Origin of the sequence: Corynebacterium ulcerans, assembly GCF_900187135.1 — a bacterium.
GTDB classification, from domain to species: domain Bacteria; phylum Actinomycetota; class Actinomycetes; order Mycobacteriales; family Mycobacteriaceae; genus Corynebacterium; species Corynebacterium ulcerans.
Genome location: NZ_LT906443.1, coordinates 508,773 through 521,060, shown reverse-complemented (window position 1 = coordinate 521,060; position 12,288 = coordinate 508,773). Strand labels below are relative to the sequence as shown.

Sequence of the window (12,288 nt, the reverse complement as noted above, 5' to 3'; positions counted from 1 at the left end):
GGCTATCTCTACTAGAGGTAGCGTAATTGGCAAATGCAAAAGGTAAAAGAGGTTATTCTTTTTACCTTTGTCATGTGCGTGAGTCTTAAAGTTCAACGGAACATAGCGGCAGCACATTCCATCAGACATGAGAAATAGTAATGAAAAACCTTTAATATTCCATATATTGCGTCCGGAGTGCTGGTGTGTGGAAGGGGAAATCATGCCCAGACCTGCGGGGACCTGTGTGAACGAAGCTGGGGGTGATGCTCTGACTTTTATTGTTGTGAGCAGTTTAGGCGTTCTTGGGATCTAGCCATCGGTCGCATGTTTGGAATACATGGGCAAGTGCGGCATGGTTGGACAAGAAAACATCATGTTTTGCTCCTGGAATAGCCTGAACTGTGACGTGCTCAGAAAGGTATGGCCCCCACTGGTTAACGTGTTCTACGTTGATGACCGCATCGGCATGGGCGGCCAGCGGCAATGTCGATGCCGAGGAATCCGAGCTTAAGCACAGCAGTGGGACACCACAATCTATACGGCCCCGGTGAACAAGGCGTTGTGCTTTGTCGATGGCCGAGACCCAGCCGACAAATTTTTTATGACCTCCCAAAGGCTTCCATTGAAGGTTGTAATCCCATTCACCTTCGCCATGGACATGCAAACTTTTTCCGTAGACAGAAGATGATTTTGTTTTCAGTGCGGCGCGCGGTCGGATTTTAGCGGCCACGGTGATAAGTGGGCGGGTAATGCGAACTATAGGCGCAGGAACCATCATGCTTAGCCAAGGGCTATTTAAAATGGCGCCGGGGAACTTAGCGTGGGTGAGGGGATCGGATATGCGTAGATAATTAAGCCAGTGACATGCGATAAGTCCACCTGTTGAGTGTGCGATGGGGACGATTGTGGGATGTGTTTGTAATAGGGCCTGTGCGGCAATATCAAGTTCCTGAAAGTAGATACTGAGGCGGGATGCGTAATGCCATGTCTGGCCTTCGCGATGTGACCTTCCGCATTTTCGTAGGTCTAATGCGTATACCGCAAAGCCCTGGTTATGAAAATGCTCTGCGACATGGCGATGAAAAAAATAGTCTGTCATGCCGTGTACAAAGAGCAGAGCTGGACGTTGGTTGTATTGGTCTATGGCTTCTTCATTGGGAAGATGGCGTACAAGACTGCCAAAAATCTCGCCTTCACTGCCTTCTGACCTGGGATCGTTGCCGAGGCTAAAAGTGGCGCATTGGTAATCGCGTCCGAGTATGTCTGTCTTCCAGTGAAGCTTCATGTCTATGACTCTAGATCGGACACTGCTTCGGATGGGGGAATAAAGAGTGCAACATTACAAAGTGGAGGGTCGTATGTGGGGGCTTACATATAGCTTAAGTGCTTTATTTCTTGCGTTTGCTGCACTTTAGGTCTGGGGGTAGGCGCACTCTTTGTTGGAATTCTGGTGCGTTTTGTTGCGGAGGACAGGCCTGTAGGGTTTGCATGAGGGGTACTTGTATTTTTGCTAAAGGAAAGCTGTTGGGAAACAGACCTGCCCATTTGTTTTTTGTGGATATGGCAGCAATCCTGTTTATCGTGGATGGGTGTGCAAGATAGGGGTATTCGGGGGTGGGTAAATACTGTTTTGCAGGTGTATTTCATTGATGGTTGCTCTCTTTTTCTTACCCCCAGTAGATCAGGCGTAAGCTGTTTTCTAGTGAACTGAAGAAATTCGGTCGGGCTGATTTTTGGGCTGGCTATGTAAGCCGTTGGGCGGTGGATTTTATCGTTACTGTCTTCGGCTTTGGGTGACCATGAGGGATAGCATTCCGATGGTTGCTTGATGCAGATGCTGATATTCTGTGTCGCATCGAAAGCTCAGTTTCTCATGGTGTTGCAAGGCACTGTGATTATGAGTCGTGCTGTTTTCTAGTTCATGAACAATCCGGGAAATACGGAAACGTAAAACTCAAGGAAGATTGAATATGGCAGATTCCATCAACGCGCAACGGGTCACGGACGAAGTAGACGTTGCCCTGATCGGCGGCGGCATCATGAGTGCCACCCTTGGCGCTATGCTCCGCACACTTGAACCTAGCTGGTCTCAGGTCCTCTTTGAGCGTCTCGATGCACCTGCTCAAGAGTCATCCTCGCCGTGGAACAACGCAGGGACAGGGCATTCGGCTCTGTGCGAGCTGAATTACACGCCGGAAGTTAACGGGCGTATTGAAATCAATAAAGCTCTGGGCGTAAATGAGAAGTTCCAAGTTTCTCGCCAGTTCTGGTCTTATCAAATTAACCAAGGGGTTCTGCCGAATCCTCGTGAGTGGATTAACCCTGTACCTCACGTTTCCTTTGCTCGTGGTGAAGCGCAGGTTAACTATTTGAAAAAGCGTTACGACGCTCTAGCTAACCACCCGCTGTTCCCCAATATGCAGTACACGGATGACCGTAGTGTGTTCAATGACATGCTGCCGTTGATGGCTGATGGACGTAGCGAATTTGAGAAGGTTGCGATTTCCTGGACTGATGCTGGCACGGACATTAACTATGGATCGCAGACTCGCCAGTTCCTCAAAGCGGCCGAGGCTAATGGCACCAATATCCGTTATGGCCACGAGGTTAAAGATATTACTCGTGATGGCGGTAAGTGGAAGATTAAAGTTAAAAACGTTCACACCGGTGATATTCAAGTTATTCGTGCAAACTTTGTCTTTGTTGGCGCTGGTGGAATGGCACTCCCGCTGCTCCAAAAATCTGGCATTCCGGAAATACGTGGGTGGGGCGGTTTCCCCGTATCCGGTCAGTGGCTGCGCTGTACCAACCAAGAAGTCATAGAACAGCATTCGGCGAAAGTTTATGGCAAAGCATCTATCGGCGCGCCCCCGATGTCGGTGCCTCACTTGGATACTCGCGTCATCGATGGAGAAAAAGGTCTGCTGTTTGGCCCTTATGCGGGATGGACGCCAAAATTCTTAAAGAAGGGCTCGTACTTCGACCTCGTTAAGTCGATCCGTCCCACAAACCTGATGTCTTATCTAGGCGTTGGAGCGCAGGAATTTGGCCTGACTAAGTACCTCATCACTGAGGTGCTTAAGGATCAATCAGCTCGGATGGAGTCTCTGCGCGAGTACATGCCTAATGCGCGCGATGAAGACTGGGAACTGATTACAGCCGGTCAGCGTGTGCAGGCTATCGAGCCCGTTGTGGGTCCGCGATTCTCCTCTTTGGCTTTTGGTACTTCCCTTATTAACTCCGCTGACGGATCTATCGCCGGCATCCTTGGTGCGTCGCCAGGTGCCTCTATTGCACCAGCCGCGATGTTGGAACTGCTTGAGCGTTGCTTTGGTCAGCGTATGGTTGAATGGGGCGACAAGATTAAGGAAATGATTCCTTCCTACGGGATTAAGCTTGCTACGGATAAGCGACTATTTGAAGAGATTTGGGATTATACCCAGACCACTCTGCAGCTTGATCAAGACTAAGTAGTCAGTTTTTTGGTGTTGAAGAGACCCTGACCTTGAAACGATTCCTAGTGGTGCTTTAATGAAAAAGGCACTGCTAGGTTTTGTTATTTTCTAGGAGATATAGAAGCACTATGGGCACTGGTGGACGTACGTTGTATCCGTTTTCGGCAGTTGTGGGGCAGGATCGACTAAGACTTGCACTCATCCTGTGTGCGATTTCTCCGCGCATTGGTGGCGTGGTCATCCGTGGGGAAAAGGGAACAGCCAAGACAACCATGGTGCGAGCTTTTGCCAGTTTGCTGGGGGATGCTCCATTAGTTGATCTTCCCATCGGAGCCACGGAAGATCGAGTTGTGGGCTCCCTTGACATGGAAACGATCTTGACCACGGGCAAGGCTCACTATAATCCCGGTTTGCTGAGCCAGGCAGACGGTGGAGTGCTGTACGTCGATGAGGTAAATCTGCTTGCGGATCACCTGGTTGATTCGCTCTTAGACGCCGCAGCGACAGGGCAGGTTACAGTCGAACGGGACGGTATTTCGCATTCTTCTCCTGCCAATTTTGTGCTTGTGGGAACCATGAATCCAGAGGAAGGGGAGCTGCGTCCGCAGCTTCTTGATCGTTTTGGTTTGGCCGTCGATGTCGTGGCCTCCAAAGATGTTGAGGTTCGTGCAGAGATCATGCGGCGTCGGCTCGCATTTGAATCGACTCCACAATCTTTTGTTCAATCATGGGCCCATGAGGACGCATCAACAGCGCAGCTGATCCATGAGGCGAAACAACGAGTGCAGCAGCTACAGCTTTCCGACGTTAACCTCAGCCGGATTGCACACCTTTGTGCGGCATTTGATGTTGATGGTATGAGGGCTGATTTGGTTATTGCTCGGACTGCGCTAGCCCATGCTGCCTGGCGCGGGGCCTCGACGGTGGAAGATGAGGATATTCGCATAGCTGCAGAGTTGGCTTTGCCGCATCGTCGCCGCAGAGACCCATTCGATGAACCCGGCTTAGATCAGGATCAGCTGGATCAAGAAATGGATAATGCTCAGAAACAGCACCCAGATGAGGAAGGCAACGCGGAAAGCGACTCGGAAGGACCTCAGGACGAGGCAAATCAGAATGAAGTAGAAGAAAAATCCTCGGAAGAACAGGCGGAACAGCCCACCAGTGATGGTCAGGAGGAACGCGCTACTACTGGCGCTCCCTTTCGCTCCGCGGGTGTTTAAACGCAAAGGCATAGGCGAACAAGGAATACCGGGTCGGCGCTCGAAGGCGTATTCCTCGCATGGGGCAGACGTTCGCCCATTGAGTACTGGTCATGGCTTAAATCTTGTGGGGACCATTTTTGCGGCGGCCGATCGAGGAGCTCGAGTAGAAGGAAAGATGATTGACTTCCGGCCAGAGGATTTGAGGGGGTCCTTAAGACGGGGAACGGAGTCAAACCTCATCATTTTTGTCGTTGATGCTTCGGGATCTATGTCTGCTCGGGATCGCCTGGCTTCAGTTACCGGTGCGGTTCTATCGATGCTTCGGGATGCGTATCAGCGCCGGGACAAAGTGGCCGTGGTGTCCGTGCGCGGCACAGCCCCCGAGCTGGTGCTGCCTCCTACTGGCTCAATTGATGTTGCAGTGCGTCGTTTGCATAACGTAGTGACGGGTGGCCGGACTCCGTTGGGTGAGGGGCTTTTGCTTGCCCATGATGTGATTCGTCGTGAGCATGTGAAAGAACCTGGTCGCCGTGCCCTTCTCGTCGTGTTGTCAGATGGCCGTGCCACTGGAGCTTCTGGTCTGGCTGGATCGAGAGCAGCAGCTCGCCTCATCGCCCGCAATGGTTTAGCTGGTTCGGTGGTGATCGATTGTGAGAAACCTGGACGCGTACGCCTTGGTCTGGCACAGGAGCTGGCAGCCCATCTTGAAGGCATATGTATTCAGCTCAAAGAAGTGAATGCAGATTCCGTAGCCGGAGTGATCGACGCGGTGTGATCGAGATACGTGGGAAAAGCGCGTGAGATGACAGCCTAGACAAGTAGAATCGATGTGTCTTCCGATATCGATTCAAGCAACGAAGGAGATCTTCTTATGCCTCAAGGGAAAGTAGATCCTGCGTCCATACCCGATGATGGTTTAACTACACGCCAGCGCCGGATGCTTCCTGTTACCGCCGTTCATACCGGGCAAGGTAAAGGAAAGTCGACGGCCGCCTTCGGGATGGCTATGCGCGCTTGGAACCAGGGGATGAATATAGGCGTTTTCCAGTTTGTTAAGTCCGCTAAGTGGAAAGTCGGCGAAGAAGCCGTCTTTAGGCAACTGGGGAAGCTGCATGAAGATTCTGGCGTAGGCGGAGTCGTCGAATGGCACAAAATGGGGGAGGGATGGTCGTGGACAAAGAAGCAGGGGTCTGATGACGACCATGCCCGTGATGCTCGCGATGGTTGGGAGGAGATTAAACGTCGGATAGCTGCACAAGAGCATGATTTTTATGTTCTTGATGAGTTCACATATCCCATCAAATGGGGATGGATTGATGCAGATGACGTTGTAGAGACTCTGAAGAACCGTCCTGGCACGCAGCATATTGTAATAACTGGGCGTGATGCGGATCCGAAGCTCGTCGAGGTGGCCGATCTTGTTACTGAGATGACAAAAATAAAGCATCCGATGGATGTAGGACGTAAAGGTCAAAAAGGCATCGAATGGTAACTGCAGTACCCGGGGTTGTGATTGCTGCAACCTCGTCCGGATCGGGTAAAACAACCATTGCTACGGGACTGATGGCTGCGTTGGCTCAGCGCATGGTAGTCGCGCCGTTTAAAGTCGGACCCGATTATATTGACACGGGTTACCACGGGATGGCCGCAGGTCGGGTGGGCAGAAACCTAGATTCTGTCATGTGCGGCCGATCTGCTTTGGGCCCTCTCTATGCACATGGTGCGCAAGGAGCAGACATTGCGGTGGTGGAAGGGGTTATGGGGCTTTTCGACGGCCGCATAACCGAAGGCTCAAATACTGCGGATGCTCGCGCACAAGGATCTACCGCAGAAATTGCTGCGGAACTGGGCCTTCCCGTCATTTTGGTTGTTGATGTTCGCGGAATGAGTCAGTCTGTGGGGGCTGTGGTCCACGGATTTGCCACTGCCGATGATGCCGTCCGGGTGGCTGGCGTGATTTTGAATAAAGTTGGTACTGACCGGCACGCTGCGGTGTGCCGGGAATCGGTAGAAGCTGTGGGTGTTCCAGTTTTGGGCGCAATTCCCCGGGTCGATGATGCTGAGGTTCCCTCGCGACATCTGGGTCTGGTCACATCTACGGAGCTTCTTCAAGCTCGTTCTGTTGTTGCAGAGATGGCCGCAATGGTGGAACAACATGTTGATCTTGATGCTGTGATTTCTCTTGCGCGCTGCACATTTACGGGAGCTGCCTGGGACCCCATGGTCGCAGTGGGAGATCGTGTCGGTGGGTTCCGCAGTCCACGAATCGCGTTAGCAGGTGGGCCTGCTTTTTCCTTTACCTATGCGGAGCACGTAGAGCTTTTGGAGGCCGCGGGGGCGGAGGTTCTTGCTTTTGATCCTCTGATTGATGATCTGCCAGATTGCGATGGGCTCATCATTCCGGGAGGTTTTCCGGAGGAATATTGTGAAGTACTAGCAAAGAGGAAAGATCTACAGCGCAGTATCGTAAGCCGCATTGAACAAGGCATGCCAGTTCATGCGGAGTGTGCGGGGCTTTTGTGGCTTCTAGATACTCTGGACGGGCACCGGATGCTCGGAGTTATTTCTGCTCAAGCAGCGATGGGGCGCCGCCTCACGCTGGGGTATCGGGAGGCCGTAGCACTGTGTGATTCTGTGATGTACCGGGCTGGAGAGCGCGTCACTGGACATGAATTCCACCATACGGCGCTGGTCAAAGCTGACGCTTCAGGTTGGGAGTCAGCATGGGGGTGGCGCACCTGGGATGGCGTGGCGGCGCGTGAAGGATTTGTACGCGGTAATGTCCATGCCAGTTATCTCCACGTTCATCCAGCGTCCGTACCACGGGCAGTAAGAAGGTTTGTCGATGCATGCTAGTGAAAAACCACAGGCGTTGACCCTAACAACACCTGACGGACCCTTGAGCATCATAGGACACGATGGTTTTGTGTTGGCTAGTGGCTGGACTGAAGATAGTGCAGCGCTGGCCTCTCTAGTGCACAAGGAGTTTGCGCTGGGGGCCGGAGGGCAGGGAATTGATCATGTAGGGCTTGATGATGCACATCCCGTGTTACGTGATGCGAGCGCGGCAGTCTCTGCTTATTACGCAGGGGACCTAGATGCGATAAAGCAGATTCCCGTCAAGCAACGTTCGGGGCCTTTCCGTATGCGAGCGTGGGATGTTTTGCGGGAGGTCCAGCCTGGGGAGACTCTTACATACACCGAGTACGCGATTCGATGTGGCAATGAAAAAGCGGCGCGAGCTGCCGCTAGTGCGTGTGCTATGAATGCTGCTGCATTATTTGTACCTTGCCATCGTATTGTGCGCAGTGACGGGACCCTCGGCGGTTTCCGCTATGGCATCACGATAAAAGAGAGTCTCTTGAAACGAGAGTCCCGCATCGTCTCGAACGAGGATCCGGCACAGTAGTAGTTTGCGGAACCTAGATGAAAAAGGTATTCATTAGTGAATGTCTTTCTCATCTACTCCAGTCACAGTGTTATCCGGTTTTCTCGGCTCGGGGAAAACCACCCTTCTCAATGACCTACTGGGAAATCGTGAAGGTCGCAAAATTGCGGTGATCGTTAACGATTTCTCTGAAATAAACATCGACGCAGCCCTCATCGCAGGGGAAGGGCATCTGGAACGCGGTGAAGACCGATTCATCGAGCTCACCAACGGTTGTATTTGCTGTACCCTGCGCGATGATCTTGTGGAATCAGTGGGATCGCTCGCCAGATCGGGAGACTACGACCACATCGTGATCGAATCAACGGGCATATCGGAACCCATGCCCGTGGCAGCTACATTTGAATGGGAATGGGAAGACGGAACCCGCTTGGCGGATGTTGCTCCGATTGACACGATGGCAACGCTTGTCGACGCCACCCAGTTCCTGGACTACATGTCCAAAAGGACCTACCTGGTAGATCGCGACTTGGGAGCTACCCCAGAAGACGATCGCACAATCGCTGATCTCCTGGTAGACCAGGTAGAATTCGCGGATCGTATCTATGTGACCAAAGCCGATCTGGTCCCTGCAGAACGCTACGAGGCGACCGTGGCCTTGGTGCACAGAATGAACCCGCGCGCGAGCGTCGAAAAGCTTATCGACGGCCGCGTCATTCCAGAAAAAGGCGAGCCACGATCGGCAATTTCTGATTTGTTGGGAGCCATGGCCTACGACGAAGCCACAGCTCGGACGTATCAGGGGTACATGGATGAACTGACTAACCCTCATACTCCTGAGACGGAAGAATATGGGATTAGCTCTGTGGTTTTTCGTGGCGACAGGCCTTTTGACCGCGAGCGGTTGATCCAAGCGCTGCATTCAATTTCTGGCCTCGTGCGCTCCAAGGGGCATTGTTGGGTCTCGGATCGGATCGATATGGTTCAGGTGTGGCACCAAGCGGGACCTGACCTACGTATCGTCCCTGCGGGCTATTGGCAGCAAGCAGGCATGGAACCGAGTAATGAGATCGTGCTTATCGGAGTGCATTTTGATCGCGAGGATGCGGTGCGCAAACTCAGCCAGGCGATGCTCAATGATACGGAGACAATGCTGCTCCTGGCTCAGCGGACTTAGATTGAAGGACCCGGTATCATCGGTGCGCTACGTGCCGCAGTAGGTGATATAAGGAGCCGCGTCTTGAGGAGCAGGTTGCTCAAGATCTTCGCTGTCATCGATGCGGTCAAAAGGTGCAGTCGTGGCTGCAAAGAGACGTTGGAAACGTGAGAGATCCCCGCGCTCAGCGTGCAACAAGGCTTCCTCTACGAGATGATTCCTGGGGATATACACCGGATTGTGCGGGGGTACAGCTCCGCACAGGTCACGAGCAGTGCACCAGTCGTTTGCCCAGGGGAATTTTTGTTGTGTCGTACCATCGCTCAAGCTTCGTAGGAAAGTCGTGAGATCCGCGGTATGACGGGTCAGCAACTCTGGCAAAGTATCGAGAAGGTCTTCTGCACCAGAGCTATGGGGGTCTACTCCTACTGCCTGAGCCATTTCCTCCAACCAAGCAGTGCGGTAATAGGAAGCGAAACTATCGATTTCTTCCCTCGCCGCATCCATTCCGATAAAGGGAAGGAGTGTCTCAGCCATCCGAGCAAGATTCCATCCGGCGATGGCTGGTTGTTGTCCATAGGCGTAGCGTCCGCCTTGATCAATGCTAGAAAACACTGTTTGGGGATTGAACGTATCCATAAAGGCACAAGGGCCAAAATCGATACTGTAACCACTCAGCGTGGTGTTATCCGTATTCATCACCCCATGGACAAACCCGAATCGCATCCACTGGGCTACTAAGTGTGCCTGTGACAGGACAGCCTGATGCAAAAGTTCTCGAGCGTTTTCCAATTCATTGTCGCTAGGTTGAGTTAAGATCCGATGGCTTGCATAGCGCACAGTATCGCGAAGAATCTCAGGGCCATTGAGAGCCGCATACTGTAGTGTTCCTACCCGCATATGATTGGGGGCGACCCGAACCAGAATGGCTCCCGGTTGCGGACGACCCCTCATCACGGTTTCGCCAGTAGTGAGAACAGCTAATGATCTGCTGCTAGGAACACCGAGTGCATGGAGAGACTCGGAAATAAGATACTCGCGCAGCATAGGGCCGAGGACCGCTCGGCCGTCGCCCCCTCTAGAAAAATCTGTTGGACCAGAACCCTTAAGGTGCACGTCGTAAAGCAAAGGCGCACCAGATGTCTCCCGACAGAGAGCGCGATCCGCACGTAGTTCTCCGACGAGCAACGCCCGACCGTCACCGAGCAACGGGACAAAGTTGCCAAACTGATGCCCGGAATACGCCTGCGCATGTCCCTTGGCATGGAGAAGATCGTAGATATTTTCTCGCGTGATCCCCAGTGCTGCTCCCACTTCATCATTAAAAACAACTAGCTGAGGATCGAGACACGTGCTGGGATGATGGGCAACCGCAAGGCCGGGGAGTTGTTCTGCAAAGGTATGGAGAAACGTGGGATGCGACATAGGTACTACCGTAGCGCGGATTTCCACCTGTGATCTTTCCTTTATAGGGAACCCAAATAGGACTAAGCGCACTCACTGTTTAAACTTGTTTTTCATGACTTCCCAGCAGAATCAATGGCAGGCCCCAGTCGCACTCATCGGAGGTGGCCCAGGAGCATGGGACCTGATTACTGTCAGGGGGATGCGTCGACTACAAACAGCGGACGTAATTTTGGCGGATCACTTAGGACCGGCATCGGAGCTGGATAAGCTTTGCGACGTCACCACGAAAGAAATCATCGACGTATCTAAGCTCCCATACGGTAGGCAAGTAGCCCAGTCGAAAATCAACGAGCTACTTATCCATCACGCACAGTTAGGAAAAAGAGTCGCTCGACTTAAAGGCGGCGACCCGTACATCTTTGGCCGAGGCTTTGAAGAATTGCAGGCTTGTGCAGAACAAGGGATTTCCTGTGAAGTCATTCCCGGAGTAACAAGCGCCGTTTCCGTACCAGCGCTTGCCGGTATCCCCATCACCCAGCGAGGGCTTGTACACAGCTTTACCGTGGTCTCCGGACACGTGCCACCGCAACACCCGGAGTCCCTTAACAATTGGAGTGCGCTAGCACAAACGCAAGGCACCCTGAGCGTGATTATGGGAGTGAAAAACGCACCCGCCATTGCCGATGCGCTTATCGAGGGAGGCCGGCCAGCTTCAACCCCAGTGGTGATAATCCAAGAAGGAGCGACGGAACAACAGCGCTCCTATAAATGCACGCTGGGAACTCTGGCTAACACCATGCGCACGCAGGAGATTAAGCCACCCGCCGTATACGTCATCGGAGAAGTCGCTGGATTAGACGCACAACCAGCACATACGTAAAACACGCAGACATGAAAAGACGAGGGGGGCGCTTCACATTGAGGTGCCCCCCTCGTGTATGTGCCAGATCAGTTACGAACCTCAAAAGTCAACTCTGTTATCCCGGTCTGCTCTATTGCTAAACCAGCTTTTTGTGCGACCTTTTGTACCTCCTCAATAGAGGAAGGGGACGCATCACTGAGCGCCAACACTCGCGCTAACTCACCCTTGTAATGCTTATTAAAATGGCTGATGACTTTTCGTACCCCATTGGGTTGCACTGACTCCACGCGCACCGTAGTCGCGCCGGGAACTTTCCCCAACTGCTGATAGGTGCCAGAGCGTAGATCCACGATAAAATCGTCAGCATTACTTAACGCTGTGGTAATTGCTGAGCCCCAGCGTTTTTTCATCGTTGGGATTGTTCCATCTGCGTTGGGGACTTTACTAGATCCAGATAGCCTGTATCGCGGGATGGGATCTGAAGCTCCGACGACGCCAAACAACGCTGAGCCTATAGCAAGGCGCGACCATGCTGAGCGCGGAAGAGTTGGCGCGTCGAGGGCGTCGTAAAGCACACCGGTATAGCGCAGTATCGCTGGCATTGTTGGTGCATGAAGCAGCTGTGTATTAGCTGCAACTTCCTCCCGGAGTTTCTCGCTTAATTTCAACATTGTTAGGGCTTGGTCTGGGGATAGTGAGCTCAGATCCTTAGAGATGGATTTCCTTATTGGGTTCAGCGAGGGGAAGGATAAAGCGTCCATATTGAGTGGCGCATCATCACCGCCGATGGCCTTAGTCTCTGAAGGAGGTAACACAATGAGCATGTCCATAAC

General features: G+C 52.6%; 11 protein-coding genes. 8 read left to right on the top strand and 3 right to left on the bottom strand.

The features are described 5' to 3' along the window. Window positions 1–274: 274 nt before the first annotated feature. On the bottom strand, window positions 275–1,267 hold the full coding sequence (locus tag CKV68_RS02320; RefSeq protein ID WP_029975473.1) for an alpha/beta hydrolase: 993 nt from the start codon (window positions 1,265–1,267) through the stop codon (window positions 275–277). Window positions 1,268–1,952: 685 nt separating this feature from the next. Here CKV68_RS02320 and mqo point away from each other — a divergent pair. The 7 genes from mqo to CKV68_RS02285 all read left to right on the top strand — a co-directional run bounded on the left by mqo (window position 1,953) and on the right by CKV68_RS02285 (window position 9,207). Then, window positions 1,953–3,452, top strand: a complete 1,500-nt coding sequence (gene mqo / locus CKV68_RS02315; protein WP_014525938.1) for a malate dehydrogenase (quinone) — start codon at window positions 1,953–1,955, stop codon at window positions 3,450–3,452. A 113-nt stretch (window positions 3,453–3,565) separates the two neighbouring features. After that, window positions 3,566–4,660, top strand: a complete 1,095-nt coding sequence (locus CKV68_RS02310) for an ATP-binding protein (protein WP_095075522.1) — start codon at window positions 3,566–3,568, stop codon at window positions 4,658–4,660. Next, window positions 4,653–5,417: a vWA domain-containing protein gene (locus CKV68_RS02305; protein ID WP_095075521.1), complete on the top strand. Its 765-nt coding sequence runs from the start codon at window positions 4,653–4,655 to the stop codon at window positions 5,415–5,417. Before CKV68_RS02310 ends, CKV68_RS02305 begins: the two co-directional genes overlap by 8 nt. 96 nt (window positions 5,418–5,513) lie before the next feature. Further along, complete coding sequence (cobO, locus tag CKV68_RS02300) at window positions 5,514–6,134, top strand: cob(I)yrinic acid a,c-diamide adenosyltransferase (protein WP_013911758.1); 621 nt, start codon at window positions 5,514–5,516, stop codon at window positions 6,132–6,134. Beyond that, window positions 6,128–7,498, top strand: coding sequence for a cobyrinate a,c-diamide synthase (locus CKV68_RS02295; protein WP_095075520.1), 1,371 nt, complete (start codon window positions 6,128–6,130; stop codon window positions 7,496–7,498). The genes cobO and CKV68_RS02295 overlap by 7 nt, the downstream gene beginning before the upstream one ends. Then, entirely contained in the window at window positions 7,488–8,051 is a 564-nt protein-coding gene (locus tag CKV68_RS02290) for a methylated-DNA--[protein]-cysteine S-methyltransferase (RefSeq protein ID WP_014836526.1), read from the top strand. Before CKV68_RS02295 ends, CKV68_RS02290 begins: the two co-directional genes overlap by 11 nt. A gap of 40 nt (window positions 8,052–8,091) precedes the next feature. After that, window positions 8,092–9,207, top strand: coding sequence for a GTP-binding protein (locus CKV68_RS02285; protein WP_095075519.1), 1,116 nt, complete (start codon window positions 8,092–8,094; stop codon window positions 9,205–9,207). A 27-nt stretch (window positions 9,208–9,234) separates the two neighbouring features. Here the strand turns inward: CKV68_RS02285 and CKV68_RS02280 are convergent, their stop codons facing one another. Beyond that, window positions 9,235–10,611, bottom strand: coding sequence for a protein adenylyltransferase SelO family protein (locus CKV68_RS02280; RefSeq protein WP_041479382.1), 1,377 nt, complete (start codon window positions 10,609–10,611; stop codon window positions 9,235–9,237). Between the two features lie 94 nt (window positions 10,612–10,705). Between CKV68_RS02280 and cobA the strand changes: the two genes are divergently transcribed. After that, window positions 10,706–11,473, top strand: coding sequence for a uroporphyrinogen-III C-methyltransferase (gene cobA, locus CKV68_RS02275; protein ID WP_014836523.1), 768 nt, complete (start codon window positions 10,706–10,708; stop codon window positions 11,471–11,473). Window positions 11,474–11,541: 68 nt separating this feature from the next. Here cobA and yaaA read toward each other — a convergent pair whose 3' ends face one another. Beyond that, window positions 11,542–12,279, bottom strand: coding sequence for a peroxide stress protein YaaA (yaaA, locus tag CKV68_RS02270; protein ID WP_095076217.1), 738 nt, complete (start codon window positions 12,277–12,279; stop codon window positions 11,542–11,544). Window positions 12,280–12,288 lie beyond the last annotated feature (9 nt).